Source organism: Rhizobium sp. IY2 (assembly GCF_047532935.1).
In the GTDB taxonomy this organism is placed as follows: Bacteria; Pseudomonadota; Alphaproteobacteria; order Rhizobiales; family Rhizobiaceae; genus Rhizobium; species Rhizobium anhuiense.
In genome coordinates, this window is the sequence record NZ_JBLKNU010000003.1 from 294423 (window position 1) to 315447 (window position 21025).

The 21025-nt window shown below is 61.6% G+C and carries 23 protein-coding genes, 3 tRNA genes and 1 riboswitch; of the genes, 21 read left to right on the forward strand and 5 right to left on the reverse strand.

Annotated elements, in window-relative coordinates:
• The first annotated feature begins 18 nt into the window (after positions 1-18).
• From hupB to ACMUVN_RS15065, 3 genes are all read left to right on the forward strand, one after another.
• Positions 19-294 carry a DNA-binding protein HupB gene (hupB, locus tag ACMUVN_RS15055; protein WP_003558438.1) on the forward strand — a complete coding sequence of 92 codons (276 nt, stop codon included), beginning with the start codon at positions 19-21 and terminating at the stop codon, positions 292-294.
• A gap of 149 nt (positions 295-443) precedes the next feature.
• Positions 444-597: riboswitch (FMN riboswitch) on the forward strand.
• A 94-nt stretch (positions 598-691) separates the two neighbouring features.
• Positions 692-1591 (forward strand): DMT family transporter, encoded by a 900-nt coding sequence (locus ACMUVN_RS15060; RefSeq protein WP_097543021.1) that lies wholly within the window; start codon positions 692-694, stop codon positions 1589-1591.
• Between the two features lie 95 nt (positions 1592-1686).
• Positions 1687-3885 (forward strand): esterase-like activity of phytase family protein, encoded by a 2199-nt coding sequence (locus ACMUVN_RS15065; RefSeq protein ID WP_414815232.1) that lies wholly within the window; start codon positions 1687-1689, stop codon positions 3883-3885.
• Positions 3886-4066: 181 nt separating this feature from the next.
• On the opposite strand, the gene ACMUVN_RS15070 is transcribed toward ACMUVN_RS15065, so the two are convergent.
• Positions 4067-5053: an aldo/keto reductase gene (locus ACMUVN_RS15070; protein ID WP_063474301.1), complete on the reverse strand. Its 987-nt coding sequence runs from the start codon at positions 5051-5053 to the stop codon at positions 4067-4069.
• A 242-nt stretch (positions 5054-5295) separates the two neighbouring features.
• Between ACMUVN_RS15070 and ACMUVN_RS15075 the strand changes: the two genes are divergently transcribed.
• The gene (locus ACMUVN_RS15075) at positions 5296-5697 is read left to right on the forward strand and encodes a cupin domain-containing protein (RefSeq protein WP_245294555.1); all 402 of its coding nucleotides are present in this window, start codon (positions 5296-5298) and stop codon (positions 5695-5697) included.
• Between the two features lie 5 nt (positions 5698-5702).
• On the opposite strand, the gene ACMUVN_RS15080 is transcribed toward ACMUVN_RS15075, so the two are convergent.
• A complete protein-coding gene (locus ACMUVN_RS15080; RefSeq protein ID WP_063474302.1) occupies positions 5703-6308 on the reverse strand; it encodes a class I SAM-dependent methyltransferase in 606 nt (201 codons plus the stop codon).
• A gap of 165 nt (positions 6309-6473) precedes the next feature.
• On the opposite strand from ACMUVN_RS15080, the gene ACMUVN_RS15085 reads away from it, so the two are divergent.
• Positions 6474-6827, forward strand: coding sequence for a hypothetical protein (locus ACMUVN_RS15085; RefSeq protein WP_097631611.1), 354 nt, complete (start codon positions 6474-6476; stop codon positions 6825-6827).
• Positions 6828-6956: 129 nt separating this feature from the next.
• Positions 6957-7505 (forward strand): glutathione peroxidase, encoded by a 549-nt coding sequence (locus tag ACMUVN_RS15090; protein WP_414815233.1) that lies wholly within the window; start codon positions 6957-6959, stop codon positions 7503-7505.
• 45 nt (positions 7506-7550) lie between these two features.
• Here the strand turns inward: ACMUVN_RS15090 and ACMUVN_RS15095 are convergent, their stop codons facing one another.
• From ACMUVN_RS15095 to ACMUVN_RS15105, 3 genes are all read right to left on the reverse strand, one after another.
• Positions 7551-7763: a hypothetical protein gene (locus ACMUVN_RS15095; protein WP_048338652.1), complete on the reverse strand. Its 213-nt coding sequence runs from the start codon at positions 7761-7763 to the stop codon at positions 7551-7553.
• A gap of 464 nt (positions 7764-8227) precedes the next feature.
• Positions 8228-8626 carry a hypothetical protein gene (locus tag ACMUVN_RS15100; protein WP_047616501.1) on the reverse strand — a complete coding sequence of 133 codons (399 nt, stop codon included), beginning with the start codon at positions 8624-8626 and terminating at the stop codon, positions 8228-8230.
• 101 nt (positions 8627-8727) lie between these two features.
• A tRNA-Val gene (locus ACMUVN_RS15105) sits at positions 8728-8803 on the reverse strand.
• Between the two features lie 416 nt (positions 8804-9219).
• Between ACMUVN_RS15105 and ACMUVN_RS15110 the strand changes: the two genes are divergently transcribed.
• The 15 genes from ACMUVN_RS15110 (at position 9220) to nuoK (ending at position 21025) form a co-directional block, all read left to right on the forward strand.
• Positions 9220-9296: transfer RNA gene (locus ACMUVN_RS15110), tRNA-Asp, on the forward strand.
• 85 nt (positions 9297-9381) lie between these two features.
• Positions 9382-9458: transfer RNA gene (locus ACMUVN_RS15115), tRNA-Asp, on the forward strand.
• 246 nt (positions 9459-9704) lie between these two features.
• Positions 9705-10070: an NADH-quinone oxidoreductase subunit A gene (locus ACMUVN_RS15120; RefSeq protein ID WP_010055493.1), complete on the forward strand. Its 366-nt coding sequence runs from the start codon at positions 9705-9707 to the stop codon at positions 10068-10070.
• Positions 10061-10645 carry a NuoB/complex I 20 kDa subunit family protein gene (locus ACMUVN_RS15125; RefSeq protein ID WP_003578567.1) on the forward strand — a complete coding sequence of 195 codons (585 nt, stop codon included), beginning with the start codon at positions 10061-10063 and terminating at the stop codon, positions 10643-10645. The genes ACMUVN_RS15120 and ACMUVN_RS15125 overlap by 10 nt, the downstream gene beginning before the upstream one ends.
• 19 nt (positions 10646-10664) lie before the next feature.
• Positions 10665-11267: an NADH-quinone oxidoreductase subunit C gene (locus tag ACMUVN_RS15130; protein ID WP_097543026.1), complete on the forward strand. Its 603-nt coding sequence runs from the start codon at positions 10665-10667 to the stop codon at positions 11265-11267.
• A gap of 63 nt (positions 11268-11330) precedes the next feature.
• Positions 11331-12521, forward strand: coding sequence for an NADH-quinone oxidoreductase subunit D (locus ACMUVN_RS15135; RefSeq protein WP_047616506.1), 1191 nt, complete (start codon positions 11331-11333; stop codon positions 12519-12521).
• Positions 12521-12793, forward strand: a complete 273-nt coding sequence (locus ACMUVN_RS15140) for a hypothetical protein (RefSeq protein ID WP_047616508.1) — start codon at positions 12521-12523, stop codon at positions 12791-12793. Before ACMUVN_RS15135 ends, ACMUVN_RS15140 begins: the two co-directional genes overlap by 1 nt.
• 16 nt (positions 12794-12809) lie before the next feature.
• The gene (locus tag ACMUVN_RS15145; RefSeq protein ID WP_414815234.1) at positions 12810-13976 is read left to right on the forward strand and encodes an NADH-quinone oxidoreductase subunit E; all 1167 of its coding nucleotides are present in this window, start codon (positions 12810-12812) and stop codon (positions 13974-13976) included.
• A gap of 10 nt (positions 13977-13986) precedes the next feature.
• The gene (gene nuoF, locus ACMUVN_RS15150; protein ID WP_003547378.1) at positions 13987-15291 is read left to right on the forward strand and encodes an NADH-quinone oxidoreductase subunit NuoF; all 1305 of its coding nucleotides are present in this window, start codon (positions 13987-13989) and stop codon (positions 15289-15291) included.
• A gap of 2 nt (positions 15292-15293) precedes the next feature.
• Complete coding sequence (locus tag ACMUVN_RS15155) at positions 15294-16049, forward strand: 5' DNA nuclease (RefSeq protein WP_414815235.1); 756 nt, start codon at positions 15294-15296, stop codon at positions 16047-16049.
• 218 nt (positions 16050-16267) lie between these two features.
• Positions 16268-18349, forward strand: a complete 2082-nt coding sequence (nuoG, locus tag ACMUVN_RS15160; RefSeq protein WP_048338650.1) for an NADH-quinone oxidoreductase subunit NuoG — start codon at positions 16268-16270, stop codon at positions 18347-18349.
• Between the two features lie 12 nt (positions 18350-18361).
• The gene (gene nuoH / locus ACMUVN_RS15165) at positions 18362-19405 is read left to right on the forward strand and encodes an NADH-quinone oxidoreductase subunit NuoH (protein ID WP_414815236.1); all 1044 of its coding nucleotides are present in this window, start codon (positions 18362-18364) and stop codon (positions 19403-19405) included.
• A gap of 40 nt (positions 19406-19445) precedes the next feature.
• Complete coding sequence (gene nuoI / locus ACMUVN_RS15170) at positions 19446-19937, forward strand: NADH-quinone oxidoreductase subunit NuoI (protein ID WP_003547385.1); 492 nt, start codon at positions 19446-19448, stop codon at positions 19935-19937.
• Positions 19938-20078: 141 nt separating this feature from the next.
• Positions 20079-20693 (forward strand): NADH-quinone oxidoreductase subunit J, encoded by a 615-nt coding sequence (locus ACMUVN_RS15175; RefSeq protein ID WP_047616520.1) that lies wholly within the window; start codon positions 20079-20081, stop codon positions 20691-20693.
• A 23-nt stretch (positions 20694-20716) separates the two neighbouring features.
• Positions 20717-21025, forward strand: coding sequence for an NADH-quinone oxidoreductase subunit NuoK (gene nuoK, locus ACMUVN_RS15180; protein ID WP_003547388.1), 309 nt, complete (start codon positions 20717-20719; stop codon positions 21023-21025).

Sequence of the window (21025 nt, forward strand, 5' to 3'; positions counted from 1 at the left end):
TTAGAAAGGGGTGGAAACATGAACAAGAATGAACTCGTGTCCGCAGTAGCCGAAAAGGCAGGACTGACGAAGTCTGACGCGGCTTCCGCTGTTGACGCGGTTTTCGACGTTGTCCAGGCTGAACTCAAGAACAAGGGCGACATCCGCCTCGCGGGTTTCGGCAGCTTCACCGTTTCTCATCGCGCTGCAACGAAGGGCCGTAACCCGTCCACGGGCGCTGAAGTCGACATTCCGGCTCGCAACGTGCCGAAATTCACGCCCGGCAAGGGCCTGAAGGACGCCGTCAACGGCTGATCTGAGATTATCCGCCAACCGGAAACGAGACCGGTTGTGCAGGATTTGAGAGGGGTTCGGCTTTGCCGGACCCTTTTTGCTTTTGGCAGGCCCTCTTGCCTTTTTGCTTTGGCTGACCTTGCTGTCGCGCGGGCTTTAATTTACGACATTTCTGTTCTCAGGGCGGGGTGAAACTCCCCACCGGCGGTAAGGGTCTCGACTCAAGCCCGCGAGCGCCTTCTCTCGCGTCGAAGCGGGGAGGGGTCAGCAGATCCGGTGCGATTCCGGAGCCGACGGTTAAAGTCCGGATGGAAGAGAATGAGTGTCGGCTGTGCGAAGGGCAGGGATCTGCCCCGTGTCGCTTGGTCGTGGCTCATGCGTCCTGATTTATGTTGGTCCCTGGTTTCGGATGAAAGACATGAATCAGACTTCCCTAGCCGCAGAGCCGTCTCGCGCCGTTGTCGGCGCCCTCTGGATGGTCCTTGCCGGCATTGCTTTTTCGCTTCTCAACGTCGTCACCCAATGGCTGACGATGACGCTTGCCTTCCCCTCGGCCTCGGCCGCCTTCTGGCAATATGGCTTCGCCTTCCTGTTTTCGCTGCCCTTCCTTCGCAGGCTCGGCCTTGCGACGATGCGCACGCGCTATCCCTGGCGTCACCTGGCGCGCGTGGCACTTGCCGCGCTCGGCGTCGAGGCCTGGGTCGCCGGCCTTGCTTCGGTGCCGATCTGGCAGGCGATCGCACTGGTGATGACCTCGCCCTTCTTCATCATTCTGGGCGCCCGGCTTTTCCTTGGCGAGCGCGTCGGCCCGGCCCGCTGGGCGGCGACCGCGGCCGGTTTCACCGGAGCGATGATCATTCTGCAGCCCTGGTCGGACGGTTTTGGCTGGGCGGCTCTCCTGCCCGTGCTCTCGGCGCTGCTGTGGGGCGCCTCGTCGCTGATCACCAAGAGCCTGACGGGCATCGAACGACCGGAGACGATCACCGTCTGGCTGCTCGTGCTGCTGACGCCGATCAATGGCGGGCTGGCGCTTGCGGCGGGCTTTGCCGTGCCGACCGGTGCAACGCTTGCCCTGTTCCTGCTGGCGGGGCTTTTGACCGCGGCAGCCCAGTATTTCCTCACACTTGCCTATGCCGCGGCCGATGCCGCCTATGTCCAGCCTTTCGACGATCTGAAGCTGCCGTTGAACGTGCTGGCCGGTTGGCTGTTCTTCGGTTATGCGCCGGCGGGTTATCTCTGGCTGGGAGCGGCTCTGATCCTCTCCGCGTCGCTTTTCATCATGCGAAACGAGATGCGCAGGGAGCGCAAACCCGCCTGAGGTGATCCGGCGAAAAATGCCGCCTCTGTCATGCCTCTGTCATGCCGCTCCCGCAGAAAACTCATGTTTCGAATATTCGACACATGGGGGATTTCATGACCATTTCATCGCGCAAGGCAGCGCTTGCTGCCGTGCTTCTCGCATCCGTCGCCTTTCCGGCCGCGGCCGAACCAGTTTTCAACCGCATCGCTTCCTTCCCGGTCGCCCAGAACCTGCCTGATGACAAGGACAAGCTGTCGGTCAGCTCCGCCGAAATCATCACTGCGACCGACGACGGCAACACGCTGATCTATAGCGACAGCCCGCTCGGCGCGATCGGCTTCATCGACATCACCGACGCCAAGGCTCCGAAAGCCGGCGGCGCTGTCATGATGGACGGTGAGCCGACCTCGGTTACCTCGAGCGCCGGCAAGGCGCTCGTCGCCGTCAACACCTCCGAAAGCAAGGCAAAGCCCTCGGGGCGTCTCGCGATCGTCGATGTCGCGACCAGGAAGATCGAGAGCACTTGCGATCTCGGCGGCCAGCCGGATTCGATCGCCCTCAACAAGGACAAGACGCTCGGCGCCATCGCCATCGAAAACGAGCGTGACGAAGAGGTCAATGACGGCAAGATCCCGCAGATGCCGGCCGGCGACCTCGTCGTCTTCCAGGTCAGGAACGGCACCGTCGATTGCGGCACCATCAAGCATGTGGCGCTGACCGGCCTTGCCGGCGTCGCCCCGGAGGATCCGGAGCCGGAATTCGTCGCCTTCAACGGGTTGAACGAGATTGCGCTGACGCTGCAGGAAAACAACGAGATTGTCATCATCGACGCCAATACGGCCGCGGTGAAGACGCATTTCTCCGCCGGCAGCGTCGATCTGACCGGCATCGACACCAAGCGTGACGGCGCCCTGAAATTTTCAGGCGAATCCAAGGGCGTGCTGCGCGAGCCCGACGCCGTGAAGTGGCTCGACGACAACCGCCTCCTCGTCGCCAATGAAGGCGACTACCAGGGCGGCTCGCGTGGTTTCACCATCTTCGACAAGACGGGCAAGATTCTCTACGAATCGGGCGCATCCTTCGAACGCGCTGTCGCCCATATCGGCCACTATCCGGAAAGCCGGTCGGGATCGAAGGGCGTCGAGCCCGAAGGTCTCGAAGCCGCCAAATTCGGCGACGAGCAATATTTCTTCCTGCTCGCCGAACGCGCCTCGGTCGTCGGCGTCTATAAGGATACCGGCGCCGATCCCGAACTCGTCCAGTTGCTGCCGTCCGGCATTTCGCCGGAAGGCGCGATCGCCATTCCTGCGCGCAATCTGCTTGCAACCGCCAACGAACTCGACCTCGGCAAGGACGGCGGTGCGCGCTCGCATGTGATGATCTATGAGCGCTCGGAAGGCGAAAAGGCCTATCCGCAGATCGTCTCCGCCGACAAGGACGGCAATCCGATCGGCTTTGCAGCTCTTTCGGGTCTTGCTGCCGTTCCGGGCAAGCCGGGCATGCTCTATGCCGTCACCGACAGCGTTCTCGGCTCGCAGCCGACGATCTACACGATCGATGCCAGCAAGAAGCCGGCCGTCATCACCGAGGCCCTTGTCGTCAGGCGTGACGGCGCTCCGGCCCAGAAGCTCGACATCGAAGGCATCGCGGCTGCCGCCGACGGCTCCTTCTGGCTCGCCTCGGAAGGCTACAGTGAACGTCTCGTTCCGCACGCCCTCTATAACGTCAATGCCAAGGGCGACATCAAGGCCGAGATCGCCCTGCCGAAGGAGCTTGCCGCCAACGAAATCCGCTACGGCTTCGAAGGCGTGACCATTGTCGGCACCGGTGACGATACGACACTCTGGATGGCGGTGCAGCGCGAGTGGGGTGACGACGAGAAGGGCTTCGTCAAGCTCGTCTCCTACAATCCGAAGAGGAAGGAATGGGGCGCCGTGCGCTATCCGCTCGACAAGACGGAAAGCGGCTGGGTCGGCCTGTCGGAAATCTCGGCCCAGGGCGACAGCGTCTACATCATCGAGCGCGACAACCTGGTCGGCGATGCCGCCAGGCTGAAGAAGCTCTACAAGGTCGCGATATCGGAGCTGAAGCCCGCCAAGCTTGGCGGTGCACTGCCGGTCGTCAAGAAGACCGAAGCACACGACTTCCTCGGTGAACTCAAGACCGCGACCAACGGCTATGTGCTCGACAAGCTCGAAGGCTTCACCTTCGACGCCTCGGGCAAACCCTACGCGGTCACCGACAATGACGGCGTCAGCGACTCCTCCGGCGAGACACTGTTCTTCCCGGTCGAGCTGAATGCGACAAACTGAAAGCTGCCCCTCGCCCTAGCCCTCTCGCCGTAAAACGGGGAGAGGGGACGTGCCCTGCGAGAGGTGTACGGGGAACGGAGGCGTTGCGGCATGGTCCCTTCACCCCGCGAGTGGGGAGAAGGTGGCGGAAGCCGGATGAGGGGCCATCTGGCCTCCCCAGCAAAGAATCAGCACTCCGACTCTACCAGCGCTGATGCACATGCGGCGCGATCAGCCGCTCGTAGATTTCGCGGGTTGCGGCCATGACGTCGGCCGAAAGCGGTGCAAGGTCGGCGGCGGCTGCGTTGGCCTTGGCCTGCTCGGCATTGCGGGCGCCGGGGATGACGACGGTGACGGCTTCAGCCATCAGGATCCAGCGGAGGGCGAAGGCGGCCATGGTGGCGCCTGCGGGCACCAGCTTGCGCACCTCTTCCACTGCCTGCAGGCCGACCTCGAAGGGCACGCCGGCAAAGGTCTCGCCGACATCGAAGGCCTCGCCGTGACGATTGAAATTACGGTGGTCGTCGCTGGCAAAGTGCGTGTCTCGGGTGATCTTGCCGGAGAGGAGACCGCTTGCGAGCGGCACGCGGGCGATGATCGCCACGTTCTTGCGGCGCGCCTCTTGGAAGAACAGGTGGTCGGGGCGCTGGCGGAAGATGTTGTAGATGATCTGGATGCTGACGACGCCGGGATATTCGATCGCCTTCAACCCGTCCTCGACCTTTTCGACGCTGACGCCGTAACCCTTGATCTTGCCGGCCTTCTGCAGAGCGTCCAGGCTCTCGAAGACCTCCGGTTGGTAAAGCACCTCGCGCGGCGGGCAGTGCAGTTGCACGAGGTCGAGGCTGTCGACCACGAGGTTCTTGAGGCTGCGATCGATGAAGCCTTCGAGATTGGCCGTGGTGTAGCCTTCGGCGACATGCGGGTTGAGGCGGCGGCCGGCCTTGGTGGCGACCATCGGGCGGGCGCCGCCGCGCGTCTTCAGCACGTCGGCGATGATTTTTTCCGAGCGGCCGTCGCCGTAGACATCAGCCGTATCGATGAATGTCATGCCGGCATCGAGTGCGGCATTCAGGGCGGCGCGTCCGTCCGCCTCGCTGATATCGCCCCAGGAGCCGCCGATCTGCCAGGCGCCGAAGCCGACATTGGTGACGGTGAAGGGCATGCGGCCAAAAGCATGGTGTTTCATGAAAAATCCTCCCTACTGCATGTCGCCTGAAACTGTGTAGGGATAACGACATGCATAAAAACAAAGAGCCAAGGCGCGTCGCATGAAGCAAGCGCGATGCGATGCGCTTTGGTGATGAAAGACATTGGAATTATCAGTCGGGCGACTTTGCGGCAATTGTCGATCCGGCTTTGATTGGCCGCCTCGATGAAATATCGTTCCGCCACAAGGCTTCAACCGCAATGAATGGAAAAGGAAAGATCATGGAGATCAAACCCGCCGGCTCTCGCCCCTCGACGAAGCCACCGGCCGACTATTTCACCGGCGCCGTCCGCCAGGATCCGCTGATGGAAGCGCCGGCGCCGGCCCGGGCGAGGGCGGTCTCCGTCACCTTCGAACCCGGCGCCCGCACGGCCTGGCATACGCATCCGCTCGGCCAGACACTGATCGTCACATCAGGCAAGGGCCTCGCCCAGAGCTGGGGCGGGGACATCCGCGAAATCCGCCCCGGCGATACCGTCTGGTTCGCACCTGATGAAAAACATTGGCACGGTGCTGCCCCGGATACGGCGATGACGCATATTGCCGTGCACGAGGCGCTGGACGGCAGCCATGTCGACTGGATGGAAAAGGTCAGCGACGAGCAATATTCCGGCAAAGTGTGAGCGGATCAGAGCCGTTTCAGGCAATAGGAAAAATGCGCGTGCGATTCGACCGTCAGGAACTCGAATTGCCAGCCGTAATCCTTGCAGAACTTGGTGACCGCCTCGACGACGCCATAGACGATCGGTTTGACCGTATTGCCGGTGCAGAAATCATGCCCGGCAATGCGCCCCGTCCGCTTCACCTTCTTGTCGCAGAGCAGCAGTTCCTGCCAGGTGAGATCGAAGGAATGGTCGGTATCGACATAGGCCCAGTCGAGGAAATCGTCCTCGAATTCGGCAAGCTTCTCCAGCGATGTGCCTTGCATCAGGTGCAGCCGGCCGGCCGCGATCTCGGCCGCGAAGTTCGTGTGGATCGCGTCTAACCCGGAGCTGTAGCGATCCATCGACCAGGGATCGATGAGGTAGAGCTGCGCCGGCCGGTTCTTTTCCAGGATCTCTGCCGTATATTCGCCGAAGGCTGCGCCCACTTCGACGCCGATGCCGCCGTTCGGGATGCGATAGAGCAATTCGCCGCGGTCCGGCAGCAGCCGGGCGTTTTCCATGTGATGGGCGCTGAGCGGCGTGCGCGGCATGCTCGCCCGGAGCGCCTGCCTTTCTTCACGTGTCTTCATCTCTGATCTCGGGATTGCGGGCGACTGACGGCCCTGATGCGGTTTGACGGGAAGGTAGGAGCGACTGGTGCCGATGACAACCGCATGACGGGAATTTGCTTCTTTCGGACAAACCGCTAAGTTCCATCTGTGAACTGACGAAAAAGCCTCGGGAGGAGCGATTTCATGAGACGCATGTGGCCTGAAGAATTCAACGCCATCATCAGCGGAGCTGAGGAGGTGATGTTGGAAACACCAGCCGAGGCCGGCGAAGCGCCGCTGCAGCGCAAGGCGCTGAAGGCGCGAATCACCATGCAGGATTATGAGCGGATCTGGCCGCTCGCCGAGATGCGCTTCCGGCTTGGCGAAAGGGATGGCAAGGCCATCACCCTGATCACCACCAATCCCCATTACCACGCCTGGCACCCGAAGGACGGCGGCACCGTCGATTCCGTGTCGGACAGCGGCCGCCATTACAAGACGGATTATCTCGTCGTGCACTTCCTGCTCGACGATGTGAAGGAAACGTCTCCCGCCTGAGGCTGAGGCCCGGTGCGGCCGGAAGCCGCACCGGCGTCCTGTGGAAGCCAAGTTGATCCCGACGCTGATGACAACGGCGGCGATATCGCTAACTTGGGCGAACCATATCCTTACGAATTGGAGGTTCCCGTGACAGGCAACGTGCTGGATATCCCGGTCAAGACTGTGGATGGTCGCGAGACCACGCTCAACGAATACAAGGGCAGGGTGCTCCTGGTCGTCAATGTCGCCTCGAAATGCGGGCTCACGCCCCAATATGAGAGGCTGGAAAAGCTCTATGGGGAAAAGCGCGAGCGCGGCTTCGTCATCGCCGCCTTCCCCGCCAACGACTTCAAGGGCCAGGAACCCGGCACCGACGCCGAGATCCTCGACTTCTGCACCAGCACCTATGACGTCACCTTCCCGATCTTCTCGAAGATCTCGGTCAAGGGCGAGGCGCAGCACCCGCTTTACCGGCAACTGACCAAGTCGGGCGTGAAGACCACGGGCGACGGACCGATGCGCGAGCGCCTGAAATCCCACGGCATGACAGGCGGCGACGAGGACGACATCCTCTGGAACTTCGAAAAATTCCTGATCGGCCGCGACGGCAGAGTCGCCGCACGTTTCGCGCCTGACGTGACCGCAGATGATTCGCGGCTGGTTTCGGCGGTGGATAAGGAATTGGCGAAGAGATGAAGGCCCTCGGGCGACACCAGTGGCGTCTGGACTCTCAGATAGTCTTCAGATTCCAAGCACGGTCACAAGCGGGGGCGTAAAGTCCTTGTAGCCCAGTCTCGGCCAGTCACACCTTCTGTCGAATCGCGTTTTTGGTTCGTGGCGCTGGCATTTCGGATTCGTCTTGAAGGCGTATCCGGGCAGGCTGACATAGATGGCACTTGGCGTACAAAGGGCAATAGCGATGCACAGCGTCAAGGCGGAGCACAGGGCCTTCATGGCACACCTCCAGGCGTCGTAAGCCTTTAAGCGCGGAAACTTTCCGGGCGGCAAATATTCCCACTTTTGCCGAGCCCCATCCATTCGCCCAATAGGAGGTGGCGCGGCGGCCGGGAGTAGTCCGTTTTGGTGGAGTGCTGTCGCGATGGCGCGCATCTGAAGCTGCCGGGCGTAACGCCTTATTGCGCCGGAACGTCTCGCCGAATGCCGCCTCGAGAATGTAGACCCGCCCACAATTCGGATCATGCGGCGAGCCGGGCATCGGCCAGCCGATTGCACCGGGCACGGAGAATCGTGACAACCGACAGGCGGCGTATGGGGTTTAGGAAGGATCACCGTTTCGCTTTGCGACGATCCACCGGAAGACGATTCGCAGCTGGTTTCGGCGGTGGATCAACAACTGGCGAAGCGTAACGATGAGTGCCCGCCAGACGGAAGGCGTACCCATCACCCCAATCACGCAATCACTTCTGCGTCAGAGAAAATGAGAAGGCGCATCGGGCGCCGCTCATAAATGAAACGCGGTTCTGGAAAAACGAAAACCTATATTCATCGCCACTTTGACCGCTGTCTCTAAAAGATGCGGGGAATCGGCTGATTTTGCTGAAGACGCCGCGCTGGCTGGCTTTCATGATTTCCAGGCTGCAGGCTGAATTGTCGGCATCGACCGAAAAAACAATCGGCAGATCCGACTGCATTCTCAGGAGATATGTTCTGGCTTCGCGGCCCGGAGTTTCTCCCGAGGTCGTCATCGTCTGGTCCCCGGCAGACAGGAACACCTCTTGCGCGGGCTCCTTGGCAATGCACGGCGGCACAGCCACGCCGGCGAGAAGCAGCGCAGAGATGATGGCAACGATTTTCATGAGGTGTCTCCTGACGAAACACCTTGCGCAGATCGTGACCGGATTAGCGAGCTAATTCGAAAGCCCGAATCGGATGGACAAGCAGCGGGAAAGTTTGGAAATGGTGGGCGATGAGAGACTCGAACTCCCGACATCCTCGGTGTAAACGAGGCGCTCTACCAACTGAGCTAATCGCCCATCGCAAACGAAGCCGGATCGGCCTGCCGCGTTGGTGGCCGTGATCTATGCGGAACGCGGCAAAACCGCAAGAGTGTTTGTGAAGATTTTTTGATTTTTTTGGTGGTGCTCCCGTGTCTTGCCCCGTGTCTGGCAATGCCGCTTAGGTTCGGCTCGGCTGTGGAAAAGTGAGAGGAGGGTGGCGCGCATCTCCGTTTCGAAGGCGCTGCGTCTGCGCCTGAGCATCGCTGCGGAACACGGAAGTGCCGGCTTTTGTTCATCTGGCACCCAACCCGTCGAAACATTTCACAGACTGTCATGGTTTTGTCTCCAAACCTGCTTGACACTAAAAGACGAACCCCGTAGTTAGCCGCTCATCGAAACGGACAGCCGTTTTGGTGAGGGTGCGAAGGCATCCGGACTGCTTGAAATGAATTGCGGGTGTAGCTCAGTTGGTTAGAGTGCCGGCCTGTCACGCCGGAGGTCGCGGGTTCGAGCCCCGTCACTCGCGCCATTTCAAGTCTTTGTAAAACGCAAATGCGATTTGTCGTTTGTCCGGTTTTCTTCATCCTCGCGGCCGCCAATGGCCGATCATATGCGCGGGTGTAGCTCAGTCGGTTAGAGTGCCGGCCTGTCACGCCGGAGGTCGCGGGTTCGAGCCCCGTCACTCGCGCCATTTTCTTCCGAAAGCCATGCAGTTTCCAATGGTCAGACATGCAGCTTCAGGCGGCTTGCGTGGATTTGTCGCGACATCGTTGCATCTGCTTGATAATGTCCGCGCGCGACGCGTCGAATTGCCTCTGTAAATCTCTTGCGCCGGGGCGTCGGCTGCGCTAACCACGGCTTGTTGCAACGCACGTTCGCTTGCCGGGCATTTGCCCAAATGCGCGCCTGGCGCCTCCGGCAAGCAGGGATGAACATGATGACTGAACTGCTCAGTTCTTATATTCCGATCGCTATCTTCATCGCTATCGCGCTCGTTATCGGCCTGGCGCTGCTCATTGCGCCGTTCGCCGTGGCTTTCAAAGCGCCTGATTCGGAAAAGCTCTCGGCTTACGAATGCGGCTTCAACGCGTTCGACGACGCCCGCATGAAGTTCGACATCCGCTTCTACCTCGTGTCGATCCTCTTCATCATCTTCGACCTCGAAGTCGCCTTCCTCTTCCCCTGGGCCGTTTCCTTCGGCGCCATCGGCTGGTTCGGCTTCTGGTCCATGATGGTCTTCCTTCTCGTGCTGACCATCGGCTTTATCTATGAATGGAAGAAGGGAGCCCTGGAATGGGAGTAGCCCCTGTGAGCAATCAGCCCCTCGTCGCCCAGCAGCCGAAGGGGATCATCGATCCCTCGACCGGCAAGCCGATCGGCAGCAATGACGCCTTCTTCGGCGAGATCAACAATGAGCTCGCCGACAAGGGCTTCCTCGTCACCTCGACCGACGAGCTGATCAACTGGGCCCGCACCGGCTCGCTGATGTGGATGACCTTCGGTCTTGCCTGCTGCGCCGTCGAAATGATGCAGCTGTCGATGCCGCGCTACGACGTCGAGCGCTTCGGCTTTGCGCCACGCGCCTCGCCGCGCCAGTCCGACGTGATGATCGTCGCCGGCACGCTGACCAACAAGATGGCGCCGGCGCTGCGCAAGGTCTATGACCAGATGCCCGAGCCGCGCTACGTCATCTCGATGGGCTCCTGCGCCAATGGCGGCGGCTATTATCACTATTCCTATTCGGTAGTGCGCGGTTGCGACCGCATCGTGCCGATCGACATCTACGTGCCGGGCTGTCCCCCCACGGCGGAGGCGCTGCTTTACGGCGTGCTTCTGCTGCAGAAGAAGATCCGGCGTACCGGCACGATCGAACGCTAAGGGTTAAGGACAAGGCAATATGAGTGAAGCCCTGACTGAGCTTGCGTCCTACCTTGGTGAAGCGCGCGGCAACCTGATCGCCGCATCGCAGACGAAGTATGGCGAGCTGACGGTGACGACGACGGGTGAAAACCTGGTCGCGCTGCTGACCTTTTTGCGCGACGACGCCAAATGCGGTTTTGTCAACCTGATCGATATTTGCGGCGTCGACTGGCCGCAGCGCGAGCTGCGTTTCGATGTCGTCTATCATCTGCTGTCGCCGAAGAAGAACCTGCGCATCCGCGTGAAGGTCGCGACCGACGAAGATACGCCAGTTCCCTCGGCCTGCGCCGTCTATCCCGGCGCCGACTGGTTCGAGCGCGAGACCTGGGATATGTACGGCGTGCTCTTCACCGGTCACCCGGACCTGCGCCGCATCCTCACCGACTACGGTTTCGAAGGCCACCCGCTGCGCAAGGACTTCCCGACGACAGGTTTCGTCGAGGTCCGTTACGACGACGCCGCGAAACGCGTCGTGTACGAGCCGGTCGAGTTGAAGCAGGAATTCCGCAACTTCGACTTCATGTCGCCATGGGAAGGCACCGACTATGTGCTGCCCGGTGATGAAAAAGCGAAGCAATAAATTAAAGGCGGCTGGCGGCTTTCGCCGCCACTCATCGGTTATCTGAGAACGCGAGCCATCGCCATGACAGAACATAACGTCCGCAACTTCAACATCAACTTCGGACCGCAGCATCCGGCGGCGCATGGCGTTCTTCGTCTTGTCCTGGAGCTTGACGGCGAAATTGTGGAGCGGGTTGATCCGCATATCGGCCTGTTGCATCGCGGCACCGAGAAGCTGATCGAGACCAAGACCTATCTTCAGGCCGTGCCCTATTTCGATCGCCTCGACTATGTCGCGCCGATGAACCAGGAGCATGCCTATGCGCTGGCCGTCGAAAAGCTGCTCGGCATCGAGATCCCGATCCGCGGCCAGCTGATCCGCGTGCTCTATTCGGAAATCGGCCGCATCCTCTCGCATCTTCTGAACGTCACCACGCAGGCCATGGACGTCGGGGCGCTGACGCCGCCGCTCTGGGGCTTCGAAGAGCGTGAAAAGCTGATGGTGTTTTACGAGCGCGCCAGCGGTTCGCGCATGCACGCCGCCTATGTCCGTCCGGGCGGCGTCCATCAGGACCTGCCGGAACAGCTCGTGCAGGATATCGGCGACTGGTGCGACCCCTTCCTGAAGGCGCTCGACGACATCGACGACCTGCTCACCGGCAACCGCATCTTCAAGCAGCGCAACGTCGATATCGGCGTCGTCTCGCTGGAAGACTGCTGGGCCTGGGGCTTTTCCGGCGTCATGGTGCGCGGTTCGGGCGCCGCCTGGGATCTGCGCCGCGCCCAGCCTTATGAATGTTATTCCGATCTCGAATTCGACATTCCGATCGGCAAGAACGGCGACAACTACGACCGCTACCTGATCCGCATGATCGAGATGCGCGAATCGGTCCGCATCATGAAGCAATGCGTCAATCGCCTGCTGTCCGATGCCAAGACCGGCCCCTTCTCGTCGATCGACGGCAAGGTCGTACCGCCGAAGCGCGGCGAGATGAAGCGCTCGATGGAAGCGCTGATCCACCACTTCAAGCTCTATACTGAAGGCTACCACGTGCCGGCCGGCGAAGTGTACGCCGCCGTCGAGGCGCCGAAGGGCGAGTTCGGCGTCTATCTCGTCTCCGACGGCTCCAACAAGCCTTATCGCTGCAAGATCCGCGCGCCGGGTTATGCCCATCTGCAGGCGATGGACTTCATGTGCCGCGGCCATCAGCTTGCCGACGTCGCGGCCGTGCTCGGCTCGCTCGACATCGTCTTCGGCGAGGTGGACCGCTGATGCAGCTTCTGCCGCTGGCCGTCGCACTCCTTCTTTCGGCGTCCGGAGTTTCGGCTCAGGAGGCCGATAGCCTCGGCACGCCGCTGGGCCATAAGGAAGAGACGCCGCCGGCGCAGCAATCGTCCATGGGCGAGCTTTTGTCCAAGGGCTATCAGATCAAGGCTGCCGTTCCGAACGGCGGCAAATTCGTAGTGTTTATGCAGAAAGACCAGTCGGCCTATGCCTGCGAAATGCAGTCTTTGACCGCTTCGCGGTGTGGAACCCTAAACTGACAAGGCGTGAGGAAGAATGTCCGTTCGTCGATTAGCCGAAGATCAATTTCAGCCTGCCGCATTCGCCTTCAGCGATGAGAATGCGGTCTGGGCGGACAAGACGATCCAGAAATACCCCGCCGGCCGCCAGCAATCGGCGGTCATTCCGCTATTGATGCGGGCGCAGGAGCAGGACGGTTGGGTCACGCGCGCGGCGATCGAAAAGATCGCCGACATGCTCGACATGGCCTATATCAGAGTGCTCGAGGTCGCGACCTTCTATACGCAGTTCCAGCTGCATCCTGTCGGCACGCGCGCCCATGTCCAGGTCTGCGGCACGACGCCCTGCATGCTGCGCGGCTCGGAAGCGCTGATGTCGGTCTGCAAGAGCAAGATCCATGCCCATGCCTTCGAGCGCAATGCCGAAGGCACGCTGTCCTGGGAAGAGGTCGAATGTCTCGGGGCTTGCGTCAACGCGCCGATGGTGATGATCGGCAAGGACACCTATGAGGACCTGACGCCCGAACGTCTCGAAGAGATCATCGACGTCTTTGCCGCCGGCAACGGCGCCAGCATCAAGCCCGGCACCCAGATCAACCGGATATTTTCAGCACCCGAAGGCGGCCCGACCTCGCTGACCACGGAAGAGCCGAAGGCCAGGACGCGCGCCAAGAAGGCCGATGCCGAAACCGTGTCGGCTCCGGTCGATGCCGCGCCGGTTCCGCCTTCCGAGGCCGCCCGCCCGAAGAGCACCGATGCCGAGACCAATGCAGCGCTGAAGACGCCGGCAACCGCACCGAAGGCAGCTGCGAAGAACGCCAAGGCCGCCGAAGAGCAGCCGATATCGGGCACGGCGGCTGCCGAACCGGCGCCGAAAGCTACCGTCAAGGCCGAAGCCGCCCCGTCGGCCAAGCCTTCCCTGACCGACAAGAACCGTCCGTCCGGCATCGAAAAGCCCGCAGCCCCGGATGATCTGAAGATGATCTCGGGCGTCGGTCCGAAGATCGAGGCGACGCTGAACGAAATCGGCATCTTCAGCTTCGCGCAGGTCGCGGGCTGGAAGAAGGCCGAACGCGAATGGGTCGACGGCTACCTGAACTTCCGCGGCCGCATCGAGCGCGATGACTGGGTCAAGCAGGCCAAGGCGCTCGCCAAGGGCGGGGAAGCGGAATATATCAAGGTCTTCGGCAAGAAGCCGCGGTAAGAGGTGAAGCATGTTACAAGATAAAGACCGCATCTTTACCAACATCTACGGCCTCAAGGACAAGTCCCTGAAGGGCGCGATGAGCCGCGGCCACTGGGACGGCACCAAGCAGATCCTCGAAAAGGGCCGTGACTGGATCATCAACGAGATGAAGGCATCCGGCCTCCGCGGTCGCGGCGGCGCCGGCTTCCCCACGGGTCTCAAATGGTCCTTCATGCCGAAGGAAAGCGACGGACGCCCGCATTACCTCGTCGTCAACGCCGACGAATCCGAGCCCGGTACCTGCAAGGACCGCGACATCATGCGCCACGATCCGCATACGCTGATCGAAGGCTGCGTCATCGCGAGCTTCGCCATGGGCGCCAATGCGGCCTACATCTATGTGCGCGGCGAATATATAAGAGAGCGCGAGGCGCTGCAGGCGGCGATCGACGAATGCTATGATTACGGCCTGCTCGGCAAGAACAACAAGCTCGGCTGGGACATGGACATCTTCGTCCATCACGGCGCCGGCGCCTATATCTGCGGCGAGGAAACCGCGCTGCTCGAAAGCCTCGAAGGCAAGAAGGGCCAGCCGCGCCTGAAGCCGCCATTCCCGGCCAATATGGGCCTCTACGGCTGCCCGACGACCGTCAACAACGTCGAATCGATCGCTGTCGCGCCGACGATCCTGCGCCGCGGCGCCGGCTGGTTCTCCGCCATCGGCCGCCCGAACAATGTCGGCACCAAGCTGTTCATGCTCTCCGGCCACGTCAACAAGCCGTGCACGGTCGAAGAGGAAATGGGCATCACCTTCCGCGAGCTGGTCGATCGCCACGCCGGCGGCATTCGCGGCGGCTGGGACAATCTGCTCGCCGTCATTCCGGGCGGCGCATCCTGCCCGATCGTTCCTGCCAAGGACATCATCGACTGCCCGATGGATTTCGACGGCTTGCGCGGCGTCGGCTCCTCCTTCGGCACGGCGGCGGCGATCGTCATGGACAAGTCTACCGACGTCATCAAGGCGATCGCCCGCATCTCCGCCTTCTTCAAGCACGAGAGCTGCGGTCAGTGCACGCCGTGCCGCGAAGGCACGGGCTGGATGTGGCGGGTGATGGAACGCATGGCCAAGGGCAATGCCCAGAAGCGCGAAATCGACATGCTGTTCCAGGTGACCAAGCAGATCGAAGGCCACACCATCTGTGCGCTGGGCGACGCCGCCGCATGGCCGGTGCAGGGTCTGATCCGTAACTTCCGTCCCGAGATCGAAAAGCGCATCGACCAGTACACGGCGAGCGCGCTCGATCACGGCGCGGTTCTGGAGGCGGCTGAATAATCATGGCGAACAATGCATCCAAGGCTGGGAAGAAGGAAGAAGTCGCCGATTTCGCGGCCGGTTTCGGCCGCCTTGCCGCCGAGATGCTTGAAAATGCACAGACGATGCCGGTGCATCCGCTGATGGCGCATCCGGCTGCAGCCTTTGCCGCGGCAACGGCGATCGGCTTCGGTTTCTCGACGCAGATGGCCGGCGCCTTCTTCGGGGCCTGGCAGAGCGCCCTGGAAACCACGAGCAAGGTCGCGGCCGCTCTCGATGACACGCCGCCGGACGAGCCGGCGCTCGATGTCGATATCCAGCCGGAGAATATTCGCCCTGCCGTCAAGGCTTTCACCAAGCCGGCGGCCGGGAAGAAGGCAGGGCCGACACTGACTGTCGTCAGGCCGGTCAGCGAACCGATCCCGGCCAGCCAGACGAAGCCGGTCACTGAAGCGAAGCCGGTCACTGAAGCGAAGTCTGTCGGCCAAACGAAGTCGGTCAGCGATACGAAGCCGGGCCAGCTGAAGCCGGCCGTGAAGGCAAAACCGGCTGCGCGGGCTGTCAAGGCCGACGATCTCAAGCTGATCGCCGGCATCGGCCCGAAGCTGGAGCAGGTGCTGAACGCCAAGGGCATTCGCAGCTTCGCCGAGATTGCCGCCTGGACCGACGCGGAAATCGCCCGGCTCGACGCCGAACTCGGCTTCAACGGCCGCATCGGCCGTGACGACTGGACCGGTCAGGCAAAAGTTCTGGCAGGGCGGGGCCGCAGGAAGAAATGAACTGTCCGGCCGTGTCAATCGGCCGGAAGAATGGGCAGATCGGCGGACGGGCGGGGGCCTTTCGATGCCGGTGCGGGTTCCGGGTCTGGAACGCGTGACAGAGAATTTCGGCGACATCCGGTGTCGGCAGGACGAAAGATCCGGCTTGGCAATGAGAATGTTGCAAAAATGGGTTTGTTTGCCGTCATCAGGCAAACGGGAAACAGGACTGAGCGACGATGGCAAAACTGAAGATTGACGGCAACGAGATCGAAGTTCCGGATCATTTCACGCTATTGCAGGCGTGTGAGGATGCCGGCGCCGAGGTTCCGCGCTTCTGCTTCCACGAGCGCCTGTCGGTTGCCGGCAATTGCCGCATGTGCCTCGTCGAGGTGAAGGGTGGCCCGCCGAAGCCGCAGGCTTCCTGCGCCATGAGCGTGCGCGACATTCGCGGCGGCCCGAACGGCGAACTGCCCGAGGTCTTCACCAACACCCCGATGGTCAAGAAGGCCCGCGAAGGCGTGATGGAATTCCTGCTGATCAACCATCCGCTGGATTGCCCGATCTGCGACCAGGGCGGCGAATGCGACCTGCAGGACCAGGCGATGGCCTTCGGCATCGACACCTCGCGCTATCAAGAAGACAAGCGCGCCGTCGAAGACAAGTATATCGGCCCGCTCGTCAAGACGGTGATGAACCGCTGCATCCACTGCACGCGCTGCGTTCGCTTCACGACGGAGGTTGCCGGCATTTCCGAACTCGGCCTGATCGGCCGTGGCGAGGATGCCGAGATCACCACCTATCTCGAACAGGCGATGACCTCCGAGCTGCAGGGCAACGTCGTTGACCTTTGCCCGGTCGGCGCGCTCACCTCCAAGCCCTTCGCCTTCACCGCGCGCCCGTGGGAATTGAACAAGACCGAATCGATCGACGTCATGGATGCCGTCGGTTCGGCGATCCGCGTCGACACCCGTGGCCGCGAAGTCATGCGAATCCTGCCGCGCGTCAACGAGGCGATCAACGAAGAGTGGATCTCAGACAAGAGCCGCTTCATCTGGGACGGACTGAAGACCCAGCGCCTCGATCGGCCCTATGTGCGCCGCGACGGCCGCCTGCAGCCCGCCACCTGGGCCGAAGCCTTCGGCGCCATCAAGGCCGCCGTCAGCGCCACTTCGGGCGACAAGATCGGCGCGATCGCGGGCGATCTCGCTTCCGTCGAGGAAATGTATGCGCTCTCCGAACTGGTGAAGTCGCTGGGCTCGACCAATCTCGACTGTCGCCAGGATGGGGCGGCACTCGATCCGTCGCTCGGCCGCGCAAGCTACCTGTTCAACCCGACCATTTCGGGCATCGACCAGGCCGATGCGCTGTTGATCATCGGCGCCAATCCGCGCTTCGAGGCGGCGATCCTCAATGCCCGCATCCGCAAGCGCTGGCGCCGCGGCAAGTTCCCGATCGGCGTGATCGGCGAGCCGGGCGAGCTGCGCTACAGCTATGATTACCTCGGCGGCGGTCCCGACACGCTGAAGGATCTGATCGACGGCAACCACGCTTTCGCTGACGTGCTGAAGAACGCCGCCAAGCCGATGATCATCATCGGCCAGGGCGCGCTGTCGCGCACCGACGGCGCCGGCGTTCTCGCCAGTGCCGCCAAGCTCGCCGGTTCGGTCGGCGCAGTCGTCGAAGGCTGGAACGGCTTTGCCGTCCTCCATACCGCAGCCTCCCGTGTCGGCGGCCTCGACCTCGGCTTCGTGCCGGGTGCTGCCGGCGTCAATGCCGCCGAAATGCTGAGCGCGATGGACGTGCTCTTCCTGCTTGGCGCCGACGAACTCGATTTCGCCGCCAAGAAGGCCAGGCTCACCGTCTATATCGGCTCGCATGGCGACAACGGCGCGCATCATGCCGACGTCATCCTGCCGGCTGCAGCCTATACCGAAAAGTCCGGCACCTGGGTCAACACCGAGGGCCGCGTCCAGATGGGCAACCGCGCCGGCTTTGCGCCGGGGGATGCCCGCGAAGACTGGGCGATCATCCGCGCCCTGTCTGACGTGCTCGGCAAGAAGCTTCCCTTCGATTCGCTGAGTGAACTGCGCGTCCGGCTCTATGCCGCTTTCCCGCATTTCGCCGCCATCGACGAGATCGCCGAAAGCGATAGCGCCCAAATTGCCGCAGTTGCGAAAAAAGCCGGCAAGATGAACAAATCCGGGTTTGCGTCGCCGGTCAAAGACTTCTATTTGACGAACCCGATAGCGCGCGCCTCGGCTGTCATGGCGGAGTGCTCGGCATTGGCCCGCAACAACTTCAAAGTCGCGGCAGAGTAAGGGCAGGGGACTATGGATTCTTTCTTTTCGACCTATGTCTGGCCGGCGATCATCATGATCGGTCAATCGCTGCTGCTTCTGGTCTGCCTGCTCGTCTTCATCGCCTATGTGCTGCTCGCCGACCGCAAGATCTGGGCGGCCGTGCAGCTGCGCCGCGGCCCGAACGTCGTCGGTCCCTTCGGCCTGTTCCAGTCCTTCGCCGACCTTCTGAAGTTCGTCTTCAAGGAGCCGATCATTCCGGCCGGCGCCAACAAGGCGGTGTTCCTGCTGGCCCCGCTGGTGACGGTGCTTCTGGCGCTGTCCACCTGGGCGGTGGTGCCGCTCGCCGAAGGATGGGTGATCGCCAACATCAATGTCGGCATCCTCTATATTTTCGCCATCTCCTCGCTCGAGGTTTACGGCATCATCATGGGCGGCTGGGCTTCGAACTCGAAGTATCCCTTCCTCGGCGCGCTGCGCTCGGCGGCACAGATGGTGTCCTATGAAGTCTCGATCGGCTTCGTCATCGTCACCGTGCTTCTCTGCGTCGGCTCGCTGAACCTGACCGATATCGTCAATGCCCAGCATACCGGCCTCGGCACCATGCTCGGCCTGCCGTCGTCGTTCCTCGACTGGCACTGGCTGTCGCTCTTCCCGATGTTCATCATCTTCTTCATTTCGGCGCTCGCCGAGACGAACCGTCCGCCCTTCGACCTTCCGGAAGCCGAATCGGAACTTGTCGCCGGCTTCATGGTCGAATACGGCTCCTCGCCATACATGATGTTCATGCTCGGCGAATATGCGGCCGTCGTCCTGATGTGCTCGCTGACGACCATCCTTTTCCTCGGTGGCTGGCTGCCGCCGGTCGATTTCTGGCTCATCAATTGGGTGCCGGGCATCATCTGGTTTATGCTGAAGGCCTGCTTCGTGTTCTTCATGTTCGCGATGGTCAAGGCTTTCGTTCCGCGTTACCGCTACGACCAGCTCATGCGCCTCGGCTGGAAAGTCTTCCTGCCCCTGTCGCTCGCCATGGTCGTCATCGTTGCATTCGTGCTGAAACTGACGGGTTGGGCATGATCATGTCCGCTCTCGTTTCCGGCAAAATTGGAGGTTGAAGATGGCAAGCTTGTCCGGCTCCATCAGCTCGCTGTTTCTCAAGGAATTCGTCGGCGCGTTCTTCTTGTCGATGCGCTATTTCTTCCGCCAGAAGGCGACGATCAACTATCCCTTCGAGAAGGGTCCGGTCTCCCCGCGCTTCCGCGGCGAGCATGCGCTGCGCCGTTATCCGAACGGCGAGGAACGCTGCATCGCCTGCAAGCTCTGCGAGGCGATCTGTCCTGCCCAGGCGATCACCATCGAGGCGGGTCCCCGCCGCAATGACGGCACGCGCCGCACGGTGCGTTACGACATCGACATGGTGAAGTGCATCTATTGCGGCTTCTGCCAGGAAGCCTGCCCGGTCGACGCGATCGTCGAAGGCCCGAATTTCGAATTTGCGACGGAAACCCGCGAAGAACTCTATTTCGACAAGGCGCGGCTTCTGGACAACGGAGACCGGTGGGAGCGCGAAATCGCCCGCAACATCGCGATCGACTCGCCGTACCGCTGATTGAGATTTGAAATGCCGCGATGGAGCAGTTGCTCCGAGCGCGGTCAATATGCACAGGAGCCTTGCCGGTTCTCGCCGCGCAAAGCTCTATCGGGCAGGGAAACTCCCGGCTGCCCGGGGGAAGATGAAAAAGGCACCAACATGGGTCTGCAGGCTCTATTTTTCTATCTTTTCGCCTTTGTCGCGGTGGCGTCGGCGTTCATGGTCATCTGGGCGAAGAACCCGGTTCACTCGGTTCTGTTCCTGATCCTGGTGTTCTTCAACGCAGCCGGCCTCTTCCTGCTGCTCGGTGCCGAATTCCTGGCGATGATCCTGCTGGTCGTCTATGTCGGCGCCGTCGCCGTGCTCTTCCTCTTCGTGGTGATGATGCTCGATATCGACTTCACCGAACTGAGGGCCGGCGTTCTCGAATATGCGCCGATCGGCGGGCTGATCGGGGTGATCCTGGCGGCCGAGCTGATCGTCGTCATCGGCGGCAGCGTGATTTCGCCTGAGATCGCCAAGTCGGTCGCCATGCCGATACCGGCATTGACGGAGCGCACCAATACGGCCGCCCTCGGCGACGTGCTCTACACCAACTACGTCTATTTCTTCCAGATCGCCGGTCTGGTGCTGCTGGTGGCCATGATCGGCGCGATCGTGCTGACGCTCAGGCACCGCACCAACATCAAGCGGCAGAATATCCCCCGGCAGGTTGCCCGCACGCCCGCCACCGCCGTCGAGGTGGTGTCGGTCAAGCCCGGGCAGGGCGTCTAAAGGCAGGTCAAGGAACAAAGAACATGGTCATCGGACTTTCCCACTACCTGACGGTCAGCGCCATCCTCTTCACGCTCGGCGTCTTCGGCATCTTCCTCAACCGGAAGAACGTCATCGTCATCCTGATGTCGATCGAACTGATCCTGCTTGCCGTCAACATCAACATGGTCGCCTTCTCCTCCTTCCTGAACGACATCGTCGGCCAGGTCTTCGCGCTGTTCATCCTGACGGTCGCGGCAGCCGAAGCGGCGATCGGTCTTGCAATTCTCGTTGTCTTCTACCGCAACCGCGGCTCGATCGCGGTCGAAGACGTCAATATGATGAAGGGCTGA

Excerpts from the sequence above, each read along its gene's own strand:
- ACMUVN_RS15070 (WP_063474301.1), bottom strand. The coding sequence starts at position 5,053 with ATGAAACACCATGCTTTTGGCCGCATGCCCTTCACCGTCACCAATGTC.
- ACMUVN_RS15175 (WP_047616520.1), top strand. The coding sequence starts at position 20,079 with ATGGGTCTGCAGGCTCTATTTTTCTATCTTTTCGCCTTTGTCGCGGTG.
- nuoG (WP_048338650.1), top strand. The coding sequence starts at position 16,268 with ATGGCAAAACTGAAGATTGACGGCAACGAGATCGAAGTTCCGGATCAT.
- ACMUVN_RS15130 (WP_097543026.1), top strand. The coding sequence starts at position 10,665 with ATGAGTGAAGCCCTGACTGAGCTTGCGTCCTACCTTGGTGAAGCGCGC.
- ACMUVN_RS15120 (WP_010055493.1), top strand. The coding sequence starts at position 9,705 with ATGACTGAACTGCTCAGTTCTTATATTCCGATCGCTATCTTCATCGCT.
- ACMUVN_RS15125 (WP_003578567.1), top strand. The coding sequence starts at position 10,061 with ATGGGAGTAGCCCCTGTGAGCAATCAGCCCCTCGTCGCCCAGCAGCCG.
- ACMUVN_RS15065 (WP_414815232.1), top strand. The coding sequence starts at position 1,687 with ATGACCATTTCATCGCGCAAGGCAGCGCTTGCTGCCGTGCTTCTCGCA.
- ACMUVN_RS15140 (WP_047616508.1), top strand. The coding sequence starts at position 12,521 with ATGCAGCTTCTGCCGCTGGCCGTCGCACTCCTTCTTTCGGCGTCCGGA.
- ACMUVN_RS15100 (WP_047616501.1), bottom strand. The coding sequence starts at position 8,626 with ATGAAAATCGTTGCCATCATCTCTGCGCTGCTTCTCGCCGGCGTGGCT.
- ACMUVN_RS15060 (WP_097543021.1), top strand. The coding sequence starts at position 692 with ATGAATCAGACTTCCCTAGCCGCAGAGCCGTCTCGCGCCGTTGTCGGC.
- ACMUVN_RS15085 (WP_097631611.1), top strand. The coding sequence starts at position 6,474 with ATGAGACGCATGTGGCCTGAAGAATTCAACGCCATCATCAGCGGAGCT.
- ACMUVN_RS15155 (WP_414815235.1), top strand. The coding sequence starts at position 15,294 with ATGGCGAACAATGCATCCAAGGCTGGGAAGAAGGAAGAAGTCGCCGAT.
- ACMUVN_RS15135 (WP_047616506.1), top strand. The coding sequence starts at position 11,331 with ATGACAGAACATAACGTCCGCAACTTCAACATCAACTTCGGACCGCAG.
- nuoH (WP_414815236.1), top strand. The coding sequence starts at position 18,362 with ATGGATTCTTTCTTTTCGACCTATGTCTGGCCGGCGATCATCATGATC.
- nuoK (WP_003547388.1), top strand. The coding sequence starts at position 20,717 with ATGGTCATCGGACTTTCCCACTACCTGACGGTCAGCGCCATCCTCTTC.
- hupB (WP_003558438.1), top strand. The coding sequence starts at position 19 with ATGAACAAGAATGAACTCGTGTCCGCAGTAGCCGAAAAGGCAGGACTG.
- ACMUVN_RS15095 (WP_048338652.1), bottom strand. The coding sequence starts at position 7,763 with ATGAAGGCCCTGTGCTCCGCCTTGACGCTGTGCATCGCTATTGCCCTT.
- nuoI (WP_003547385.1), top strand. The coding sequence starts at position 19,446 with ATGGCAAGCTTGTCCGGCTCCATCAGCTCGCTGTTTCTCAAGGAATTC.
- ACMUVN_RS15075 (WP_245294555.1), top strand. The coding sequence starts at position 5,296 with ATGGAGATCAAACCCGCCGGCTCTCGCCCCTCGACGAAGCCACCGGCC.
- ACMUVN_RS15145 (WP_414815234.1), top strand. The coding sequence starts at position 12,810 with ATGTCCGTTCGTCGATTAGCCGAAGATCAATTTCAGCCTGCCGCATTC.
- ACMUVN_RS15080 (WP_063474302.1), bottom strand. The coding sequence starts at position 6,308 with ATGAAGACACGTGAAGAAAGGCAGGCGCTCCGGGCGAGCATGCCGCGC.
- nuoF (WP_003547378.1), top strand. The coding sequence starts at position 13,987 with ATGTTACAAGATAAAGACCGCATCTTTACCAACATCTACGGCCTCAAG.